This window comes from Blattabacterium cuenoti, from assembly GCF_014251775.1.
Classification (GTDB): Bacteria; Bacteroidota; Bacteroidia; order Flavobacteriales; family Blattabacteriaceae; genus Blattabacterium; species Blattabacterium cuenoti_H.
Window position 1 is genome coordinate 89,245 of sequence record NZ_CP059199.1, and the last position, 21,620, is coordinate 110,864.

The 21,620-nt window shown below is 21.5% G+C and carries 24 protein-coding genes, 2 tRNA genes and 1 other RNA gene; 10 read left to right on the forward strand and 17 right to left on the reverse strand.

What is annotated here, in order from left to right:
• Position 1: 1 nt before the first annotated feature.
• The 5 genes from mutL to H0H58_RS00420 form a co-directional block, all read right to left on the reverse strand.
• A complete protein-coding gene (gene mutL, locus H0H58_RS00400) occupies positions 2-1,720 on the reverse strand; it encodes a DNA mismatch repair endonuclease MutL (RefSeq protein WP_238785151.1) in 1,719 nt (572 codons plus the stop codon).
• Positions 1,720-2,214, reverse strand: coding sequence for a 6,7-dimethyl-8-ribityllumazine synthase (gene ribH / locus H0H58_RS00405; RefSeq protein WP_185865089.1), 495 nt, complete (start codon positions 2,212-2,214; stop codon positions 1,720-1,722). The genes mutL and ribH overlap by 1 nt, the downstream gene beginning before the upstream one ends.
• Complete coding sequence (locus H0H58_RS00410) at positions 2,204-2,776, reverse strand: tetratricopeptide repeat protein (RefSeq protein ID WP_238785152.1); 573 nt, start codon at positions 2,774-2,776, stop codon at positions 2,204-2,206. Before H0H58_RS00410 ends, ribH begins: the two co-directional genes overlap by 11 nt.
• Before the next feature lie 62 nt (positions 2,777-2,838).
• Positions 2,839-4,071 carry a gliding motility-associated protein GldE gene (gene gldE, locus H0H58_RS00415; RefSeq protein WP_317168430.1) on the reverse strand — a complete coding sequence of 411 codons (1,233 nt, stop codon included), beginning with the start codon at positions 4,069-4,071 and terminating at the stop codon, positions 2,839-2,841.
• A gap of 100 nt (positions 4,072-4,171) precedes the next feature.
• A complete protein-coding gene (locus H0H58_RS00420) occupies positions 4,172-5,215 on the reverse strand; it encodes an A/G-specific adenine glycosylase (protein WP_185865091.1) in 1,044 nt (347 codons plus the stop codon).
• A 118-nt stretch (positions 5,216-5,333) separates the two neighbouring features.
• On the opposite strand from H0H58_RS00420, the gene H0H58_RS00425 reads away from it, so the two are divergent.
• From H0H58_RS00425 to H0H58_RS00435, 3 genes are all read left to right on the forward strand, one after another.
• Positions 5,334-5,627: an HU family DNA-binding protein gene (locus tag H0H58_RS00425; RefSeq protein ID WP_185865092.1), complete on the forward strand. Its 294-nt coding sequence runs from the start codon at positions 5,334-5,336 to the stop codon at positions 5,625-5,627.
• Positions 5,628-5,882: 255 nt separating this feature from the next.
• Positions 5,883-7,307: a ribonuclease E/G gene (locus H0H58_RS00430; RefSeq protein WP_185865093.1), complete on the forward strand. Its 1,425-nt coding sequence runs from the start codon at positions 5,883-5,885 to the stop codon at positions 7,305-7,307.
• Between the two features lie 44 nt (positions 7,308-7,351).
• A tRNA-Leu gene (locus H0H58_RS00435) sits at positions 7,352-7,432 on the forward strand.
• Positions 7,433-7,438: 6 nt separating this feature from the next.
• On the opposite strand, the gene H0H58_RS00440 is transcribed toward H0H58_RS00435, so the two are convergent.
• From H0H58_RS00440 to fabD, 3 genes are read right to left on the reverse strand one after another with little or no spacing between them, the layout of a single operon-like run.
• Positions 7,439-8,704 (reverse strand): citrate synthase, encoded by a 1,266-nt coding sequence (locus tag H0H58_RS00440; RefSeq protein ID WP_185865094.1) that lies wholly within the window; start codon positions 8,702-8,704, stop codon positions 7,439-7,441.
• A gap of 42 nt (positions 8,705-8,746) precedes the next feature.
• Positions 8,747-9,685, reverse strand: coding sequence for a GYDIA family GHMP kinase (locus H0H58_RS00445; RefSeq protein WP_185865095.1), 939 nt, complete (start codon positions 9,683-9,685; stop codon positions 8,747-8,749).
• A 25-nt stretch (positions 9,686-9,710) separates the two neighbouring features.
• Positions 9,711-10,574 (reverse strand): ACP S-malonyltransferase, encoded by an 864-nt coding sequence (gene fabD / locus H0H58_RS00450; protein WP_185865096.1) that lies wholly within the window; start codon positions 10,572-10,574, stop codon positions 9,711-9,713.
• 41 nt (positions 10,575-10,615) lie between these two features.
• On the opposite strand from fabD, the gene H0H58_RS00455 reads away from it, so the two are divergent.
• Positions 10,616-11,383 (forward strand): TatD family hydrolase, encoded by a 768-nt coding sequence (locus tag H0H58_RS00455; protein WP_185865097.1) that lies wholly within the window; start codon positions 10,616-10,618, stop codon positions 11,381-11,383.
• Positions 11,384-11,388: 5 nt separating this feature from the next.
• Here the strand turns inward: H0H58_RS00455 and fumC are convergent, their stop codons facing one another.
• Positions 11,389-12,792: a class II fumarate hydratase gene (gene fumC / locus H0H58_RS00460; RefSeq protein ID WP_394798742.1), complete on the reverse strand. Its 1,404-nt coding sequence runs from the start codon at positions 12,790-12,792 to the stop codon at positions 11,389-11,391.
• Between the two features lie 185 nt (positions 12,793-12,977).
• On the opposite strand from fumC, the gene H0H58_RS00465 reads away from it, so the two are divergent.
• Positions 12,978-13,148: a hypothetical protein gene (locus H0H58_RS00465; protein WP_185865098.1), complete on the forward strand. Its 171-nt coding sequence runs from the start codon at positions 12,978-12,980 to the stop codon at positions 13,146-13,148.
• A gap of 5 nt (positions 13,149-13,153) precedes the next feature.
• Here H0H58_RS00465 and H0H58_RS00470 read toward each other — a convergent pair whose 3' ends face one another.
• Positions 13,154-13,363, reverse strand: coding sequence for a hypothetical protein (locus H0H58_RS00470; protein WP_185865267.1), 210 nt, complete (start codon positions 13,361-13,363; stop codon positions 13,154-13,156).
• 87 nt (positions 13,364-13,450) lie between these two features.
• Between H0H58_RS00470 and H0H58_RS00475 the strand changes: the two genes are divergently transcribed.
• Positions 13,451-13,621 (forward strand): hypothetical protein, encoded by a 171-nt coding sequence (locus tag H0H58_RS00475; RefSeq protein WP_185865098.1) that lies wholly within the window; start codon positions 13,451-13,453, stop codon positions 13,619-13,621.
• Between the two features lie 5 nt (positions 13,622-13,626).
• Here H0H58_RS00475 and mnmG read toward each other — a convergent pair whose 3' ends face one another.
• A complete protein-coding gene (mnmG, locus tag H0H58_RS00480; RefSeq protein WP_185865099.1) occupies positions 13,627-15,498 on the reverse strand; it encodes a tRNA uridine-5-carboxymethylaminomethyl(34) synthesis enzyme MnmG in 1,872 nt (623 codons plus the stop codon).
• 9 nt (positions 15,499-15,507) lie between these two features.
• Positions 15,508-15,852: an rRNA maturation RNase YbeY gene (gene ybeY / locus H0H58_RS00485; protein ID WP_317168436.1), complete on the reverse strand. Its 345-nt coding sequence runs from the start codon at positions 15,850-15,852 to the stop codon at positions 15,508-15,510.
• Positions 15,853-16,234: 382 nt separating this feature from the next.
• On the opposite strand from ybeY, the gene H0H58_RS00490 reads away from it, so the two are divergent.
• The gene (locus H0H58_RS00490; RefSeq protein WP_185865100.1) at positions 16,235-17,008 is read left to right on the forward strand and encodes a 3'-5' exonuclease; all 774 of its coding nucleotides are present in this window, start codon (positions 16,235-16,237) and stop codon (positions 17,006-17,008) included.
• Between the two features lie 3 nt (positions 17,009-17,011).
• Here H0H58_RS00490 and htpG read toward each other — a convergent pair whose 3' ends face one another.
• Genes htpG through rpmB form a run of 5 tightly spaced genes read right to left on the reverse strand, consistent with a single transcriptional unit; the run spans position 17,012 to position 20,351 of the window.
• Complete coding sequence (gene htpG / locus H0H58_RS00495) at positions 17,012-18,859, reverse strand: molecular chaperone HtpG (RefSeq protein WP_185865101.1); 1,848 nt, start codon at positions 18,857-18,859, stop codon at positions 17,012-17,014.
• Between the two features lie 4 nt (positions 18,860-18,863).
• Positions 18,864-19,766: a signal recognition particle-docking protein FtsY gene (gene ftsY / locus H0H58_RS00500; RefSeq protein ID WP_185865102.1), complete on the reverse strand. Its 903-nt coding sequence runs from the start codon at positions 19,764-19,766 to the stop codon at positions 18,864-18,866.
• A 24-nt stretch (positions 19,767-19,790) separates the two neighbouring features.
• Entirely contained in the window at positions 19,791-19,952 is a 162-nt protein-coding gene (locus H0H58_RS00505; RefSeq protein WP_185865103.1) for a DUF4295 domain-containing protein, read from the reverse strand.
• The gene (gene rpmG, locus H0H58_RS00510) at positions 19,952-20,134 is read right to left on the reverse strand and encodes a 50S ribosomal protein L33 (RefSeq protein ID WP_185865104.1); all 183 of its coding nucleotides are present in this window, start codon (positions 20,132-20,134) and stop codon (positions 19,952-19,954) included. The genes H0H58_RS00505 and rpmG overlap by 1 nt, the downstream gene beginning before the upstream one ends.
• Entirely contained in the window at positions 20,115-20,351 is a 237-nt protein-coding gene (rpmB, locus tag H0H58_RS00515) for a 50S ribosomal protein L28 (RefSeq protein WP_185865105.1), read from the reverse strand. Before rpmB ends, rpmG begins: the two co-directional genes overlap by 20 nt.
• Before the next feature lie 78 nt (positions 20,352-20,429).
• Here rpmB and H0H58_RS00520 point away from each other — a divergent pair, with 78 nt between their 5' ends.
• The 3 genes from H0H58_RS00520 (at position 20,430) to H0H58_RS00530 (ending at position 21,610) form a co-directional block, all read left to right on the forward strand.
• On the forward strand, positions 20,430-21,137 hold the full coding sequence (locus tag H0H58_RS00520; RefSeq protein ID WP_185865106.1) for a YebC/PmpR family DNA-binding transcriptional regulator: 708 nt from the start codon (positions 20,430-20,432) through the stop codon (positions 21,135-21,137).
• 38 nt (positions 21,138-21,175) lie between these two features.
• An RNA gene (gene rnpB / locus H0H58_RS00525) (RNase P RNA component class A) lies at positions 21,176-21,496 on the forward strand.
• Between the two features lie 25 nt (positions 21,497-21,521).
• Positions 21,522-21,610 (forward strand) — tRNA-Ser (locus tag H0H58_RS00530).
• Positions 21,611-21,620: the final 10 nt, after the last annotated feature.

Here is a 21,620-nt window from a genome sequence, read left to right on the forward strand (position 1 = left end):
ACTATTCAAAAATTTTTTCAAAAAAATCTTTATTAATAATAAATAAAATTTGACTTCCTGATGTATAAGTATAATTTGGATTTTCACAAAAAAAAAGTTCTTTTACTAAACTATTCATTTTTTTTTTGCATAGTTTAACTCCATATTTGATAGAAGAAAATTGAAATATAGAATTAATAAAAATTTTTTCTTTATTATTATTTTCATTATACTTACAAAAAATATTTTTAACAACTTTAATTGAAATGTATTTTGTTAATTTTTTAGGAAAAGAATATAAATATATCTTTTGATTACAATCATATAAATAAAATCCCATACTTTTTAAGTATTTTATTATATCGTAAATAATAATTTTTTCTTTTTTTTGTAGAAATTTTATTTCTATTGGATAGCTAATTTTAGCTGTTTCGATTTTTCTTTTAAAAAAAGATTCAAATAAAATATTTTTATATGCTCTATATTGATCTATTAATAAACAATTATCATTGTTAATAACAATTATATATTTATTGTTAATTTGAAAAATATTTTTGAAATTTTTTTTTTGATAAAAATTTAAAATATCATTTTCTCTATTAGATTTATTTATTGCATTTTTCAATAAATTTTCTAATTGATTTATTTCATCTTTTGACGATTTTTTTTTAATTAAAAAATTGTAATCTTTATTCTTTTCTGATACAGATAAATATTCAATATTTTTATTATATAGTTCTTCTTTTGTTACAAAATACTGATCTAATAATAGGGTTTTTATGTTTTTGTGAATTATATTTCCTATATTATTTTCTTCTTCTATTTGAACTTCTTTTTTAGCAGGATGAATATTCCAGTTAACTAATTTAGGATCAATTTCAATAAAAACAAAATAAGAAATAGTATGAAAATTTTTAAAAAATCTATTATATGCAGAAACAATTTTTTTATGCAAAAAATAATTTTTTATACTTCTTTTGTTTACAATTATTAATTGTATTCCTTTTTTATATGAAAATCTATTAGGAATATTAAAAATTACATTTATAAAAAATTTATCTTTTTTAATAAAAATAGATTTAAAATTATTTTTTTTAAAATTGAATATTTTAGTTATTCTTTCTTTTAATGAAATATTTTTATCAATAAAAAAATAGATTTTATCATTATGATAAAATCTATATTTAATATTTCTATGTGATAATATAATTTTATAAAATTCATTTACAATATTTCGAAATTCTATTTGAGAAGATCTAAGGTAAGCTCTTCTTGCGGGAAATCCATGAAATATATTTTTTACGGAGACTCTAGTCCCTTTCATCATATATAATGGAATTTCTTTATTTATTTTTCCATTTTCTATAAACAAATGAATTCCTAATGCACTATTTTTATCTTTAGTTTGTATTTCTAATTGAGAAATTAAAGATATTGCGGCTAAAGCTTCACCTCTGAATCCTTTTGTACTAATATTATAAATATCTTCAATATTTTTTATTTTTGACGTTGCATATTTTTTTATGCTAATTTTAGCATCATTAATATTCATTCCATCACCGTCATCTACTAATTGAATCAGTGTTTTTCCTGAATCTTTTATGAAAATATCAATATTTTTTGCATTCGCATCTATTGAATTCTCTAACAGTTCTCTTAAAACTGAAGAAGGTCTTTCTATTACTTCTCCTGCAGCTATTTGGTTGACTATATATTTAGATAAAATTTTTATTTTATTCATTATTCTATGATAGATCTTTTAAAAAAAGACATATATATAGCAGTCTTTGCGCATTCTATCCCCTTATTTCCATTTTTTCCTCCTGAACGATCAATAGACTGTTGTTTATTTTTATCCATTAATACACAAAATATAATCGGAATACTATATTTTATATTAACATCTTTTATTCCTTGTGATATAGATTGACATAAATACTTAAAATGATAAGTATCTCCTTTAATTAAAGACCCTATTGTAATAATAGAATCAAAATCATAAGAATTAGCTATTTCTTTAGATGAAAAAATCAATTCATAACTTCCAGGAACTTTCCAAGTTTTTATGCTTTTTTCCGAAATTCCAAATTTAATTAAAGTTTTATATGAACCATCATATAATCTATCAGTAATAAATCTATTCCATAGAGATACAATAATTGCTATTTTAAAATTAGCATTTTTTATTTTTTCTTTATCTAATTCTAACGAATAAGATACGTTTTTATATTTCATTTCGTAACTTATTTTCAGTAAATGTAATATATTTTTCTACATTATCTTTATATAAAAAAAAAGGATATTTATTTTCTATTTTTTCTAAAAAAAATTTAGATTCTTTATATTTATTTAATGATAAATATATTATAGCTATTTTGTAATAATAAAGTGGTGTAGTAATATTGCTATAAGCAGAAGCTTTAATATAATTTTCTAATGATTTTTCTTTATTATTCATTTGTGAATAAGCATCTCCTATTATTCCATATTTTATAGAAGATAAAATATCTTCTTTTGAATTAAATTTATCTAAAATGTTTATACAATTTTCATAATCTTCTAATTTATAATAACAAATTCCTGCATAAAATTTAGATATGTTACCAGAACTAGTAAAAGGATACTTATAGTATATTCCTAAAAAACCTAAGTTATTCGATTCTATTTTATCCTTGTTTAAGGCCTTATTAAACATACCCTGGTATAAATATTCTTCTGCAAGATTTAATTCTTCAATTGATTTTTTTGATAAGTCTATGAAAAATTTTTTAGAAAAAAAATAAATAAAAAATATCATTATTAATGATAAACAAAAAAATAGAATATTTTTTTTATTAGTAGTTATCACTATATTAATTTTTAAATTAAAAATCTTTTTTTTATAACTTCTATAGTTTTTATTCTTTTATCATCAATGCTTTGTATAATAAAAGAATAATTTAAGAAATTTATTTTTTGTTTATTTTTAGGATAATCTTGGTTAATTTCCATTATAAAACCTGCTAAAGTATCTGCTTTACCTTTTTTTTTTTCAAAAAAAACTTCTTCTTTTACATCCATAATACGATAAAAATTAATTAAAGATGTTTTTCCATCAAATAAATAATTATTTTTACTTAATTTTGAATAACATAAATTTTCATCATCAAATTCGTCTATAATATCTCCTATTATTTCTTCAACTACGTCTTCAAGAGTTACCAACCCACAAGTCCCCCCATATTCATCTACCACAATAGCTAAATGAATTTTTTTTTTTTGAAAATCATTTAATAAGTCATCTATTTTTTTTTTACCCGGTACAAAAAAAGGTGGATGAATTAACTTATTCCATGAAAATTTATCATTATATATAAATGGTAATAAATCTTTAGCAAATAAAATTCCTTCTATATCATCAATACTATTTTTATAAATAGGTATTCTAGAATAACTATGATAACGAACCAATTTTAAAACATCTATAAAACTAATTTTTTTATTTAAAGCAAACATATCAATTCTAGGAGTCATAATTTGATGAATTTCAGTGTTACCAAAATTTACAATTCTTTGTAAAAATTTACGTTCTTTAACATTTTTATGATTTAAAGTTATTTTTAATGCTTTAGATAATTGATCAACAGATATATTTTCTTTTTCCAATTTTTTTTCAAAAAATTCTGAAATGATAATCATTATTTTGCTAATTGGACTAAGTATTTTTTCAAGAATAATTATTGGTTTTGACATAAAAATAGAAAAACTAAAACTATTTTTATTAGCATAAATTTTAGGAATTATTTCTCCGAATAATAATAAAATAAAAGTAATAAATATAATTTCCATAATGAAATTAATGGATAAACATATTCTATGATAAATCAAAAAATATTGATTTTTAATATAATTTCTAATTATAAAAGATGTTATGATAATAATTCCAATATTAGAAAAATTATTATAAATTAATATTGTAGCTAAAATTTTTTTCTTTTTTTTGATAATTTTTCTTAGTAAAAATTTTTTTTTATTATTATCACCAATTTTTTCTTCAAGTCTGGAGAATGAAGTTTCTGAACCAGAAATTAAAGAAGAAAATAATAATAACATTAATATCAATAATATGTTTATAAACAAACATAAATCACTTTTTAAAAAAAAATTCGTAGAAGATTCTTTTCCCAATATTTATATATTTTTTTATTTAAAATTAAATTATTTTTTTATACTTGAAGAAAAATAATATAGGTTTTGGAAATGGATATTTTATTATTTCTTTTGAAGAAATAAGTATATTTTTTTTATGAAAAATACTTTCTGTATTATGTTTAAAAATTTCGCAATTGTAAATTTTTACAAAAATTATCTTATTACTAATATTGTATTTTTTTTCAAAAAAATCTCCATGAATTTTAATACTAATATCATTTATATTTATAGAAATTTTATCATTAAAATTTAAATATTTATTCGATTCTATTCCCGGAAAATCATATAGATTTTTCCAAATATTATTATCAATAGATCTTTTTTTAATGAAAAATTTTTTTTGAAAATTTATAAAAAAATAATAAAAAAATTTACATGATTTATTTTTTATCATTTTATTCATTTTCAATGGTAGTTGATAAATTTTATTATTTTTTTTAGAAAAACAATTATTGGAAACTGGACATAATGAACATTTATATTTTCTGGGAGTACATAATGTTGATCCAATATCCATTACAGCTTGATTAAAAATTCCAGGATAATTATGATCCATAATATTGATGACCAGTTTTGTAAATTTTTTGGATTTAAAAAAATATGCATTTTTATATATACCTAAATATCTAGAAAAAAATCTATATGCATTCCCATCAATAGCAGGAACGATTTCATTAAAACATATTGAAGAAACTGCTCCAGCTATATACGACCCTATTCCTTTGTATTTTATTAAATCTTCATATTTATTTGGAAAACCAATATTAACAATATTTTTTGCAAAATTTAATAAATTTCTAGCTCTAGAATAATATCCTAATCCTTCCCATTCTTTTAATACTTCTTCCTCTTTGGACTTAGCTAAATCATTAATACTAGAAAATTTGTTGATAAATTTTAAATAATATTTTAATACTTGTGAAATCTTTGTTTGTTGTAACATAAATTCTGAAACTAATATATAATAAGGATCATTAGTATTCCTCCAAGGAAGTTTTCTCCCATTTTTTTTGTACCAATTAATTATTTTTTTAGAAAAATTCATACAATATAATTTTATTTAAAAAAAATTTTTAGAAAAAAAATAGTTATCTTTAAAAGATCAAATGTATTTTATTTTTAATACCTAAATTAACTTTGTTGTTTGATATTAATGATTTAACATGACAAAAGCAGATATAATAACAGAAATAATATCAGAAACTGGATTGGATAAGGTTGATACCCAAAATATTATAGAATCTTTTATGAAGAAAATTAAACAAAGCCTCAACAAAGGTGAAAATGTTTATTTAAGAGGATTTGGATCTTTTATTGTTAAATATAGAGCGAAAAAACTAGGTCGTCATATATCTAAAAATAGATCTATTGTAATCCCTGCACATAATGTTCCTGCCTTTAAACCTTCAAAATCTTTTACTGAAATGGTAAAAAAAAATGTTCCCATAAAAAAATAATTCATAAATAGGGAAAAAAAAGGTAAAAAATATGCCAAACGGAAAAAAAAGAAAACGAAAAAAAATCGCTACTCACAAAAGAAAAAAAAGAAATAGAAAAAATAGACATAAAAAGAAAAAATAATTAATTTAATCCTACTGATATTATCAATACTGTTTTCCTTTTATTTTGTTAATTGTAAATTATATTATCATGTATAATATAATTAATGTATATGTTATTTATGTATTATATATATGTATAATATATGCATTATGCATGATAATAAATATAAAGAATTAATTTTAAACGTAGAAGAAAAAGAGATAGGGATCGCTATTTTAAAAAGAGGAATTTTATATGAAATTCATAAAGAATTATTTAATTCTAGATTTTCTTTAGGAGATATTTATTTAGGAACTGTTTATAAAATTTTACCTGCATTAAATGCTATTATTTTGGATATAGGTCATGATAAAGGGGGGTTTTTACATTACAATGATATAAATTTAGAATTTGTAAAAAATTACTGTTTAATTAATAAAAATGATGAAGATTTTGTAGATGAAGGGAATGATGAAGATTTTGTAGATGAAGGGAATGATGAAGATTTTGTAGATGAAGGGAATGATGAAGATTTTGTAGATGAAGGGAATGATGAAGATTTTGTAGATGAAGGGAATGATGAAGAAAATTATTTACTTTATAGATCTTTTTTCATAAAAAATTATAAAGAGAAAGAAATAAAAAAAATATTTAGTATTGGACAAAAGGTTTTAGTACAAATATCAAAAGAATCCGGATCCAATAAGGGGCCAAAACTTACTACAAAAATTTGTTTTATAGGAAAAAATATAATTTTTACTCCTTTTTCTAATAAAAAATATATATCTAAAAAAATAAAAAATACAAATGAAAGAAAAAGATTCATTTATTATATGAATAATTTCAATCAAACTGGATTTATTATTAGAACATCTGCAATGTTTCAAACATATATTTCATTAAATAATGAATTATTATTTTTAATAAAAAAATGGAAAAATATATTAGTCAATATTAAATTTAAAAAATATCCTTATAAAATTTTCGGAGAACTTAATAAAATTTATTCTTTATTAAGAAATAATGATTTTAAACAAATTTATTGTAATAGTAGAAAACTTTGTAAGGAAATTTATTACTATATTTCTATTATTTTTCCTTCAAAAAAAAATATAATAAAATATTATAAAGGTTGTATTCCAATATTTGAAAAATATGGAGTTGAACAACAAATACAACTATTTTTAGGAAAAATAATACCTATTGATAATGGAGGATATTTAATAATAGAACATACTGAAGCATTACATTCTATTGATATAAATAGTGGAATAATTGATAATATGGAAAAACATTTTTCCATATTAGATAAAATAGAAAATATATTCAAAATAAATTTATTAGCAATAATAGAAATTGTAAGACAAATCATATTAAGAAATATTGGAGGAATAATTATAGTAGATTTTATAGATATGCCATTTTGTTTTCAAAAAAAAAAATTATATAAATATTTAAAAAAAAAAATGGAAATTGATAAAGCAAAACATAAAGTATTTCCTCCAAATGAATTAGGATTAACTATAATAACTCGCAAAAAAATTAGATTTGAATTAAAAATAAAAAGAAATAAAAAAATTTATTACATAATATAATAGTTTATTATATTATAAGAAATATAATGGTATCTAAAAAAAAAGTGGACGTGGTGGAACTGGTATACACGTCAGAATTAGGATCTGATGCTTTTAGCATGAGGGTTCGAATCCCTTCGTCCATACTATTTTTATGATATATATCTTTTTTTAGATCCTATATATATTTGTCTAGGTCGACCTATTGGATCAATATTATTTTTTATTTCTTTCCAATGAGCTATCCATCCAGGTAGTCGCCCTAAAACAAACATAACAGTAAACATATCTTTTGGAATTCCAATAGCTTGATAAATAATTCCAGAATAAAAATCAATATTAGGATAAATTTTTTTATCGAAAAAATATGAATCTTTAAGCGCATGTTTTTCTAATTCTTTTGCCAATTCTAGAATTGGATCAGAAATATTTAATTTTAGTATTAAATATTCTGCTAAACATTTAGCTATTTTGGATCTAGGATCAAAATTTTTATAAATTCTATGTCCAAATCCCATTAATCGAAACGGATCTTTCTTATTTTTTGCTTTATTTATCCATTTTTTTACATTTCCTCCATCTTTTAAAATAATTTCTAGCATTTCTATTACTGCTTGATTAGCACCTCCATGTAACTTTCCCCATAAAGCATTAATTCCAGCAGTAATAGAAGAAAATAAATTGGAACGAACAGATGCTAATAAACGTACAGTAGTGGTAGAACAATTTTGTTCATGATCGATATGAAGAGTTAATAATTTATCTAAAGAATCTATTATTAAAGAGTTAATTGAATAAGGTCTGTCAGGAACAGAAAAAAACATTTTTAATAAATTATATGTATAATTATTATATTTTAAAGTAGGATAATCCTTAAAAAAAGGTAATCCTTTTTTTTTTCTATAAATTAAAGCAGCTAACATAGGAATTTTTGCTAATAAATGAAAATATAAATCTTCTTCTTTTTCTGAAGATGTATCATCATTTATAAATGCAAATAAAATATTTGTAAAAGAAGATAAAATTCCCATTGGGTGATATGATTCTGGAAATCTATTTAATATTCCATAAATTTCTTTATTAAGAACAATATATTTTGTAATTTTTTTTGAAAAAAATTTTAATTGTTTTTTATTAGGTAACTCACCATTTAAAATCAGATAACTTGTTTCTATAAATGAACATTTTTTAACTAATTCATCAATAGGATATCCTCTATATAAAAGTTCACCATTTTCTCCATTTATAAAACTAATAGAACTTTTAGTAAACGCTGTATTTTTTAGTCCAGGATCAAATGTAATGAATCTAGTATTTTCTCTTAATTTAGAAATATCAATAGCTTTATCAAAAGTTCCACAAACTAATGGTAATTTATGAATACATCCATCTATATCAAGATTAATAATACTACACATAATATTTTAAATATTTTTATAAATATATACAAAGATCTACAGTTAAAAAATCATTTTATCAAATGCAATAAGGGTATTGAATCCTTTTTTAGAAAAATATTTTTTCATACCTTTTCTAAAACTTATTAGTACAAAATCCCCCCCCCAAGTTCCTAAACTTTTTACCATTCCTAAATAATCGGGAAAATACAACTCTTTAATAGTAGGTAAATTTAATATTTTTGATATAATCATTTCATGCTTTAGTAATAATTCTTCAAATTTTTTTAATGTTTTACAACATAAAATTTCTAATGTTATAGAAGAAATAGAATCTATAATTTTATTATTAAGAATATTTTTTTTCGAATAAAAAAATCTTATTCCATTAATAGTATTTTTTTTTTTATTTAGATGTAGAAAAAAAAGTTTGTCTTTAAAAGGTGGATTAAATTTTATAGGAATAAAACAAGGATTTTTTTTTACAATTCTATATATTATAGGTTTTGATGTGGAAACACAAGCTATATCATATCCACTTCCCGGAAAATCATTACCTAATAAATAATAAGGATTAATTTGTGCCCATTTTGCAATATTATTAATTAAAGTTGAACTACTACCTAATCCCCAATCTCTAGAAAATTGTAAATAAGTATTTACATATATATTGAATGATTGGGATAAAAATTTTTTCTGAATAATTTTAGATTTTATTAATAAATTTCTTAAACGAATAGCTGTTTTTTTTTCTGTTTCGTGAAAAATTTTAAAAAAAGGTAATTGAAATACTCCTTCAAACCAAAGTTTATTAAAATTATCATAACTTCTCCAATGCAAAATAGAAGAAGTATTTTTTTTATTATCTTCAATAATATTCAATGATTGCCCCCTTATAGTAGGTAAAGCTAGCCCCAAAGCTCCACATAAAATTAAGTACTCTCCTGTTAATAGTAATTTTCCATGACTATAAAAATATTTTTTTTTACAATGATACATCATCACTATGTGAGTTAATACTTTATTTTTATTTATTACAATCTTTAAAAATTATTTTAGCAATTTTTTCTAAACTTTTTCCAGGACCAATTTCTATGAATTTAGAAGCACCATCAATAATCATATTTTTTATGGATTGTTTCCATTTTACCGGAGCTCCCATCTGTTTTATAATATTTTTTTTTATTTCATTAGAATCAATAATGGATTTTCCAATAAAATTTTGATAAATAGGACATACAGGTGGATTAAAATTAACTTTCATTATAATATTCTTTAATTTTTCTTCAGCTGATTTCATAATTGGAGAGTGAAAAGCTCCATAAACAGGAATACGAATTATTTTTTTAGCACCTATCTTTTTTAAGATTGAACATACTCTTTTAACAGAATTTAATTCTCCAGATATTACGGAATGATTAGGAGCAATATAATTTGATAAAACCACGATTCCTATTTCATTTTTACAAATATTTTCTATAATTTTATCTTTTAACCCAATAATTACGATCATATTTCCCTTAGTTTTTTCACAAATTTTCTGCATCAAAGATGCTCGTTGATTAACCAAATATAATCCATCTTCAAAAGAAAAAACATTAATTGCTGTTAAAGCAGAAAACTCTCCTATAGAGAGTCCAGCAACCATATCGGGGTTAAAATTTTCATATAATTTAGTTTCTATAACTGAACAAATGTATATTGATAATTGAGCATTTATAGTTTGTTTTAAAATATCATCAGTTCCATTAAACATAATGGAAGTTATTTTAAATCCTAATAATTCATCAGCTAAATGAAACATTTTTTTTGCTAAAGTACTTTTTTTATATAATTTTTCTCCCATCCCCACAAATTGACTTCCTTGACCAGGAAATAAATAAGCTTTCATATATTTTTTTTAAATTAATATCAAATATGTAAATATAGTATATGAATATAATTGATACCCATGCTCATTTATATATGAAAGAATTTCATAATGATATTGATCATGTAATTAATAAATCGATTAAACAGGGAATTAATAAATTTTTTATTCCTTGCATAAATCATTCAACTATTTATGGTATTATAAAATTGGTAGATAAATATTATGATCTATGTGAAGCCATGATTGGATTGCATCCTAATTATGTCAATTCAGATAATTTTAAGGGGGAACTGAATAAAATAAATAAATGGTTAAATAATTATCATTTTATATGTATAGGAGAAATAGGTATAGATTTATATATCAATAAAAATTTTCTATATGAACAAATATATGTTTTTGAAACTCAAATAAAATGGGCAATACACAAAAAAATTCCTATAGTTATTCATTGTAGAAAAGCATTTGACTACGTTTTTAATATTTTATCAAAAAAGGAAAATTATTATATAAAAGGAATTTTCCATTGTTTTTCTGGTACTCTTGAACAAGCAAAAAAAATAATTAAATTAGGATTTAAATTAGGAATAGGAGGGATTATTACTTTTAAAAATAATTATATAGAAAAATTTTTAAAAAAAATTGATATAAAAAATATAGTATTAGAAACTGATTCACCATATTTATCACCCCATCCTTTTCGAGGAAAAAGAAATGAACCGTCTAATATATTAATAATTTTAAAAAAATTGTCAGAAATTTATTCTCTACCAGAAAGGGTAATTGCTACTATTACTAGTAATAACGTTAAAGAATTATTTTCATAAATTAATTATACCATTTTAGATGGATCTACTAACTTTTCAAATTCATTATCAGTCAAATATCCTAAACGTATTGATTCTTCTTTTATAGTAGTATTATTGATATAAGCAGATCTTGCAATTTCTGCTGATTTTTCATATCCAATATGCGGGTTTAATGCAGTAACTAACATTAAAGAATTATATAATAATTCTTTAATTCTATTATAATTTGGTTTGATACCTTTAACACAAAGTGAAGAAAAAGAATTAATACTATCTGAAAGTAATTTAGTAGATTCTAAAAATTTAGTTATAATTAATGGTTTGCAAACGTTTAATTCATAATTTCCCGAAGATCCAGCCATTGAAATAATCAAATCATTTCCTATTATTTGTGTACAAACCATATTAATAGACTCACATTGAGTAGGATTAATTTTTCCAGGCATAATAGAAGATCCTGGTTCATTTTCTGGTAAATAAATTTCACCAATTCCAGAACGTGGACCAGATGCTGATAAACGAATATCATTGGATATTTTTATTAAAGAAACTGCTATTTGTTTAATAGATGCATGTGATTCTACTATAGCATCATGAGCAGCAATCAATTCAAATTTATTATTAGCAACTCTAAAAGGAATTCCTGTATATTTTTTAATATAATCAATTACTTGTATATCATATCCTTTAGGAGCATTTAATCCAGTTCCTACTGCAGTCCCACCTATAGATAATTCAGATAGGTAATCTAAAGTATTTTTAATAGAAATTAAACCATGTTTTATTTGTGATGCATAACCAGAAAATTCTTGTCCTAAAGTTATTGGAGTAGCATCCATAAGATGAGTTCTTCCTATTTTTACAATATTTTTAAATAAAATAGACTTATGTTTTAATAATTTTTTTAAGAATTCTATTGATGGAATAGTTTTATCTTTTAATATTTTAAATGCCGCAATGTGCATAGCGGTAGAAAATGTATCATTAGATGATTGAGACATATTAACATCATCATTAGGATGTATTAAACAATTTCCTGATCCTAATTCATACCCCATCAATACATGAGATCTATTAGATATTACTTCATTAACGTTCATATTTGTTTGAGTTCCAGATCCGGTTTGCCAAATAACTAATGGAAATTGACTATCTAATTTACCATCTATAATTTCATCACATACCATAGATATCAATTTTTGCTTCTTTTTAGATAACTTTTTTAAATTAAAATTAGTCATAGCTGCAGCTTTTTTTAGTATAGCGAAAGCATAAATAATCTCAATTGGCATTGATCCTTCTGGTCCAATTTTAAAATTTTTTCTTGATCTTTCTGTTTGAGCACCCCAATATTTATTTATTGGAACTTTAACTACACCTAGTATATCTTTTTCTACTCTATATTTAATTTTTTTATTTTTATTCATATATTCTTTTTTAATAAATTAAAATTTTGTATATTATTTTAAAATGATCATTAAGTTTATAGGATTTTTAATTTTTTTATTAATGTCCTTATCTGGATTTTGGTGTGTTATTTTTTTGTCTTTATTCAGTTTATATTGGATAATAAGTTTTTTATTATATAAAATAAATATTTTTATAAAAACAAATGATAAAAAAAATAATTAAAAATAAATATTTTTGGATGAGTTTTTTTTTTATTATATGGATTTCATTTTTTGATAAAAATTCATTAATGGCACATTATAAAATAAAAAAAACCATGGAAAAAATGGTGTATCATAAAAATTTAATACAATCACAAATGGATCATAAATAATCGATTTATTTTCTGATATAAATTAATATTACATTTAAATCAGATGGTGAAACACCACTAATTTTTGCTGCTTCTGCTAATGACATTGGTTTATGTAAAGATAATTTTTCTCTTGCTTCCAATGAAAGAGAATTAATTTTTTTATAACTAAAATTATATGGAATTTTAATTTTTTCTAATCTTAATAATTTTTTTATTAATGTCCTTATCTGGATTTTGGTGTGTTATTTTTTTGTCTTTATTCAGTTTATATTGGATAATAAGTTTTTTATTATATAAAATAAATATTTTTATAAAAACAAATGATAAAAAAAATAATTAAAAATAAATATTTTTGGATGAGTTTTTTTTTTATTATATGGATTTCATTTTTTGATAAAAATTCATTAATGGCACATTATAAAATAAAAAAAACCATGGAAAAAATGGTGTATCATAAAAATTTAATACAATCACAAATGGATCATAAATAATCGATTTATTTTCTGATATAAATTAATATTACATTTAAATCAGATGGTGAAACACCACTAATTTTTGCTGCTTCTGCTAATGACATTGGTTTATGTAAAGATAATTTTTCTCTTGCTTCCAATGAAAGAGAATTAATTTTTTTATAACTAAAATTATATGGAATTTTAATTTTTTCTAATCTTAATAATTTTTTTGCATTATCTATTTCTCTATGAATATATCCCTTGTATTTAATTTTAATCAAAGCTTGTTCTAAAATTTCATCAGAATAATCATTTTTATCGATTTCATTCATTATAAATGGAATATTTTTTACATCTTCTATACTTATTTCAGAACGTGATAAAATACTTTCTATTTTTTTATTAGAAACAATTAAAGAGGATTTTTTTTTCAATAAAAAAGGATTTATTTCGTTAGGAGTTAAATAATTTTTTTCAAAAAAAAATATACAATTTTTTACTTTTAATTTTTTATTTTCTACTATTTTAATATTTTTATTTGAAACTAATCCTATTCTGTATCCGATATGGCTTAATCTTTCATCTGCATTGTCTTGTCTTAATAACATTCTATATTCTGATCTAGAAGTAAACATTCTATATGGTTCTTTTGTTCCTTTTGTTACCAAATCATCTATTAAAACACCAATATATCCTTGATTTCTTTTAATAATAATTGGATCTTTATCAAAAACTTTTCTACATGCATTAATTCCTGAAATTAATCCTTGTGCTGCTGCTTCTTCATATCCAGTAGTTCCATTAATTTGTCCTGCAAAAAAAAGATTTTCTATTATATTACTTTCTAAAGTATTTTTTAACTGATTTGGATAAAAATAATCATATTCAATAGCATATCCGGGTTGAGTAATATTTACTTTTTCAAATCCAGAAATTTTTTTTAAAATATCATATTGTAACACTTTAGAAAAAGAAGTAGAAAAACCATTTATATACATTTCTGTAGTATTTAATCCTTCTGGTTCTATAAAAATTGGATGTCTTTTTTGATTAGGAAATCTAATAATTTTCTCTTCTATAGAAGGGCAATATCTTGGACCAATTCCTTCAATATGTTTATTAAATATAGGAGAATAAACTAAATTTTTCTTAATTAAATTATAAACTATTTCCGGTGTATATGTTATAAAACATTTCAGTTGTTTATTTAATTTTTTTTTTTTAAAAAATGAAAAATTTCCTGGATTTTTATCTCCATATTGAATAGTAAACTTATTGAAGTTTATAGACTTTCCATCTATTCTAGGAGATGTCCCAGTTTTCATTCTACCATATTTTAATCCAAAATATTTATTTAATTGTTCTGTTATACCTTTAACTTCTTTTTCTTTTATTCTTCCTCCATTAATTTTTTTATTACCAATATGTATTTTTCCATTTAAAAATGTGCCATTAGTAAGAATAACTGACTTGGATTTTATTTCTTTTCCCAAAAAAGTTTTTACCCCTAAAACTCGATTTTTTTTGATAATCAAAGACGTAACTGTATCTTGATATAAATCTAATTTTTTTATTTTTTGTAAAGTTCTTTTCCATAAAAATGAAAATAATTTTCTATCACATTGAGATCTAGGACTCCACATAGCAGGTCCTTTAGATTTATTTAACATTCTAAATTGTATGCTACTATAATCGGTAATTATTCCTGAATATCCCCCTAAAGCATCTATTTCTCTAATCATTTGTCCTTTAGCAATTCCTCCCATAGCAGGATTACATGACATTACACCTATTGTTTGTAAATTACTTGTAATTAATAAAGTATTGCTCCCAATATTTGCGGATGCTGCAGCAGCTTCTGAACCGGCATGTCCACCACCAACTACAATTACATCATATATATTTAAAAACATTATTGTTAATTAAAATAAATTTAAATAGAAATTTTCTTTTTTTCTCATAATTATTTTATCCATTATTTTTTTATCATTATATCCTAAAAAATGTAATATAGAATGTATCATTACACGTTCTAATTCAAATAGAAAAAACTGATTATACTTATAAGAATTTTCTAAAACTCGATCGATGCTTATAAAAATATCTCCCGATATATATCCTTTTAAAGATAAATCGAATGCAATAACATCTGTATAATAATTTTTATTTAAATATTTATTATTCATCAATAGCAAATAATTATCGTCACAAAAAATATAATTAATATTACCAATACATTTTTTTTCATTTTTTGTTATATAATGAATTTTTTTTTTAAAAAAAACTCATTATATAATTTAAAATTATATATTTCATAAAAAAATCGTATCATTTTTCTATTATTTTTTTAATTAAATAAAATATTATATCGAATAATTACTAATATATTATTACATTTACTATTCGTATGTTGTATATCCATACATAAATTTTAATACAATGAGATAATTTGATTATTATTTCTTAAATTTCAAAAAATTATTTTTATATTAATCTATTAATTTTAAATATATTTCATGGAATAAAAATTAAAGAAATATGTATATTTTTACTAAATAATTTATTTATTGATACTTAATAAATATATGATGGTCATACCATGTATGATAATTTTTTATACAATAATTTCCATTTTTTAAAAAAAATTAAATGAATTTAAAACTAAACCGTCCAATATGTTTTTTTGATATAGAAGCAACTGGAATAAATATAGGAAAAGATAGAATTATAGAAATATCTATTTTAAAAATATTTCCTAACGAAAAAAAAGAAGATAAAACATGGTTAGTTTATCCTGAAATGCCAATTCCACCGCAATCTACAGCTATTCATGGAATAAAAGATGAAGATGTTATAGATAAATTACCATTCAAATATGTGGCAAATTCTATTTTTAGAATGATTGAAAATACAGATTTAGCAGGATATAATTCTAATAGATTTGATATTCCAATTTTAGCAGAAGAAATGCTAAGAGCAGGAATATCATTTGATATAAAAAAACATAAAACTATAGATGTTCAAGTAATTTTTCATAAAATGGAACCTAGAACTTTATCTGCTGCTTATAAATATTATTGTAAAAAAGAACTTAAAAACGCTCATAGTTCTAAATCTGATGTTTTCGCAACTTATGAAATATTATTATCACAGATAGATAAATATAAAAATTTAAAAGATGACGTTAAAAGTCTAGAAAAATTTTCTCATCAAATAAATATAGCTGATTTAGCGGGATTCATTAAAATAGATGAAAATGGAAATGAAATTTTTAATTTTGGTAAATATAAAGGAAAAAAAGTTTACGAAATTTTTAAAAAGGATCTTAATTATTATGGATGGATTCAAAATTCTGATTTTCCTTTATATACCAAAAAAATATTTACAATAATAAAACTTAAAAAGTTGAATAAAAAAATATAAAATTTATTCTAAATCAATTCCAAAAGATAATTTTTTAAAATTTTTAGATATAAAAAAATCTAAATCTTTTCCTCTAAGCAAATTATTAGAAATTAGAGTTAAATTTAACACATTATTAATAATATCTTCTCTTTTTTCTTTAGATTTTATTTGTAAAATTCTTTTTATTAAAGGATGATTTATATTTATTATTAACTGATGCTTATTATTTTCATTAGGATTTTTTAAATCATATCCTAAAGAGTTCATTTCGTTTATCCTTCTCAAATACTCAGGTATAACTATAATAAATGGACGATCTTCTTTAGATAAGCTTTCTAATTTTACTGAAAATTCGTGATTTCCTATGGATTTATTAGAAAAAAAATTTTTAATATTAATTTTTTCATCTTCCGAAAGATTAATATTATCAGGTAATTCTATTTTTTTAACAATTAATTTATCGATATGATCGGAATCTACTCTTACAAAAATAATTTCTTTATAAAATTGTTCTAATTTTTGTATTAAATGAACTGATAATGGGCTATTTAATAATAAAACATTATAATTTCTGTTTTTGGATTCTTTAATTGAACTAAATTGCTTTTCTTTATCTGAAGAATAAAGAAAAACTATTTTTCCTTCTTCATTTAATTGGTTTTCTTTTATTTTTTTCTTAAACTCTTCTAATGTAAAAAAATCGTCATCAACCGTCATGAATAAGAAAAAATTAATAGATCTTTCAAAGAATCTCTGATCACTTATCATTCCATATTCTACTATAATTTTTATATCATTCCATTTATTTTGAAATTTTTCTCTATTATCTTTAAATAAAAAGTTAAGTTTATCTGATACTTTTCTTGTTATGTATTTAGATATATTTTTTACTGATATATCCGACTGTAAATGCGAACGTGATACATTAAGAGGAATATCTGGTGAATCTATAACTCCTATTAATAAACTTAAGAATTCTGGGACAATCCCTTGTAAATCATCTGTAATATAAACTTGATTTTGATATAAATGGATTTTTTCTCTTTGTAAATCAATTCTTTTTTCTATTTTAGGAAAAAATAAAATTCCGTTTAAACGAAATGGATGATCTATATTTAGATGTACCCAAAATAATGGATTATCTAATTGATTAGGATATAATTCTTTATGAAAGTTTAAATAATCTTTTTCATTTAAATCATTTGGATTTTTTTTCCATGCAGGAAAAGTATTATTAATTTTTTCATTTTTATTATTTTCTTTTGAAGAAAAGAAAATAGGAATTGGCATAAATTTACAATATTTTTGTAATAATTTTAAAATATAATCGTATTCTAAAAATTCTTTATTTTCATTCCTAATAAAGAGAATTATTTCTGTTCCTATATCTTTTTTTTCAATTTCTTTCATAAAGAAATCAGTAGTACCAGAACATGACCATAACATAGAAGGATTATCTTTTTGATAAGATTGTGTTAATATAATCACTTTATCTGACACCATAAAAGATGAATAAAATCCTAAACCAAAATGGCCAATTATGGATGAAGAATCATTTTTATATTTTTGAATAAATTCTTCTGCTCCAGAAAATGCTATTTGATTAATATATTTTTCTATTTCTTTTTTATTCATACCAATTCCATTATCAATAATATGAATAGATTTATTTTTTTTATCTAGTAAAATATTAATTTTAAAGTTATTATTAATATTTTCTAGATTATTTAATCTAGAAATAGTTTTCAATTTTAATATAGCATCTGTAGCATTAGAAATTAATTCACGTAAAAAAACTTCTTGATTCGAATAAAGAAATTTTTTAATAATAGGAAAAATATTCTCTGTATTAACGCTGATTTTATTCATGATATTAAAATTTTATTAAATCGTTAACAAACTTTTCATCATCAAATTCTATTAATTTATTTATTTTTTCTCCTATTCCAAGATACTGAATAGGTATTTTAAATCTATTCATTATATTTATAATAAAACCACCTTTTGCGGTGCCTTCTGTTTTTGTTAAAATAATACAAGAAACTTTAGAAAAAGATAAAAATTTTTTTGTTTGCTCTATTGCGTTTTGTCCATTATTAGCATCTAAAATTAATATTGTTTCATGAGGTGCACCTGGAATGACTTTTTTCATTACTTTATAAATTTTTGATAATTCATACATAAGATTAACACGGTTATGTAATCTACCAGCTGTATCTATTAATACAACATCTTTTTTTTTTGATTTTGCAGATTGTAAAGTATCATATGCAACTGAAGCAGGATCCGAATTAATTTGTTGTTTAACTAATGGAACTTTTGCTAAGTTAGCTAATATTTCTAATTGATCAATAGCACATTCTCTAAACGTATCCGAAGCTCCTATAATTGGATTAAACCCATTATTTTTTAAAAGAAAGGCTAATTTTCCAACAGTAGTTGTTTTTCCAACTCCATTGACTCCTACTATCATACAAACATATGGGATCTTACTTTTTTTTATCCTTTCATATAAGGAATATTTTTTTTTAATAAATATACTTAATATTTCATCTTTTAATATTTTTTTTAATTCTTGTATACTTATTTCATCTTCTTTTATTTTTTGTTCTAATTTAGAAACAATTTTTATAGTTATATCTGTTCCTATATCTGCGGATAAAAGAACTTTTTCTACATAATCAATATCACTTTTATTTATAATTTTATTTTCTTTTTTAGATTTATAAAAAAATTCTTTTATTTTATCTAAAAAAGATCCATAATTTTTAAACATAAAAAACTAATAGATATTTTATTATTAATTTGAAAAAAATTTTTTTGTTTCTTTTTCTTTTAAAAATTTTTTTTCAAAAGCATAAACACCTGATTTTTTGTTCGATTTTACCATTTTTATGGCTAAAACCATTTTATTTTTATTATTATTTATGATTTTTTTTTTATTTTCTATTTTTTTAGACATTATTTAATTTCTTTATGAATAGTATATTTTTTTAAAATTCGATTAAATTTTCTTAATTGGATTCTATTAGGATTATTTTTTTTATTTTTAGTGGTAATGTATCTAGAACATCCTGGAATACCAATTTTTTTTTGTTCGGTACATTCTAAAATAACCTGTATTCTATTTCCTTTTTTTCCCATATTTAAAACGTTTTAATGCATTTTTAATTCCTATTTTATCTATAATTCTTATTGCATAAGCACAAATTTTTAATTTAATCCATTTTTTTTCTTCTATTAAAAAATAACGTTTTTTAAATAAATTAATGTTAAAACGACGTTTTTTCTTATTATTTGCATGAGAAATTTTATTCCCTACCATAGATTTTTTACCAGTTAATTCACAAATTCTAGACATAATATTTTTTTATCTAAATTGTTATAAAAAATTCATTAATATTTATGACATTTCGTAAATATATTAAAAATATTTCATATGTCAGGGCATAGTAAATGGTCGAATATACAACATAGAAAAAACAATCAAGATCTTAAAAAATCTAAAAAATTTTCTAAAATAATCCAAGAAATAATTTCAATAGTAAAAAAATCTGGAAGAAATAGTTTTCGTTTTAAAAATATTATTTCTAATGCAAAATCATTAAATATTCCTAAAAGTACTATAGAAAAAGCTATAAAAAAATCATTACAAAAAAGAAAAAATGATTATAAAAATCTAAATTTAGAAGGAAAAATTTATGGAATTGGAATTATTATGGAATGTATAACGGATAATAATATTCGAACTACATCTAGTATAAGAACTTTTTTTAATAAAAATGGAGGAGTATTATGTAATAATGGAGAATTAATTCATTTCTTCAAAAGAATAGGAAATTTTTTTTTAGATAAAGAAAATCTATCTATTCCAATAGAAAAATTGGAATTAATGTTAATAGATTTTGGAGCAAAAGATATTATAGATAATAATAAAAATATACAAATAATTACAGATTTTGAATATTTCGGAATAATGAAACAAAATCTAGAAAAATTAAAAATATTTCATGAATATCAATTAGAAAGAATACCAATACAAAAAAAATTAATTACGAAAGAAAAAAAAAATAAAGTAATTGATTTCATAAAAAAACTTGAAAAACATGATGATATAGAAAATATTTATTATAATTTGTATATTTAATTTTTTTATATTATTGTAATGTCAAAATAATTTGAAATAAAGTAGAATGACCTATCACGTTTTTTACTATATTATTTTAAAAATAATATTAAAAAAAAATGAGGAAAGTCCGGACACCATAGAGCAGCATAGTGGGTAACACCCATCCATCGTGAGATGAGGAACAGTGCAACAGAAAGAAAGTACAGGATAAGCTGTAGTGAAATCATGTAAACTCTATGCGGTGAAATGCCATATATACCGTAAATAATTTGCTCGATTTATTACGAGGGGTAGGCAGATAGAAATTTTAGGGTAACCTAAAATCAAGATAAATGATAGGTATAAAACAGAATCCGGCTTATAATTCTACTTTATATATTTATTAATTTTATTTTATTAAATGGAGAGATGGCCGAGTGGTTTAAGGCGCACGTCTGGAAAGCGTGTTCACAAATAAAATAGTGTCAAGGGTTCGAATCCCTTTCTCTCCGTTTTTTTTTA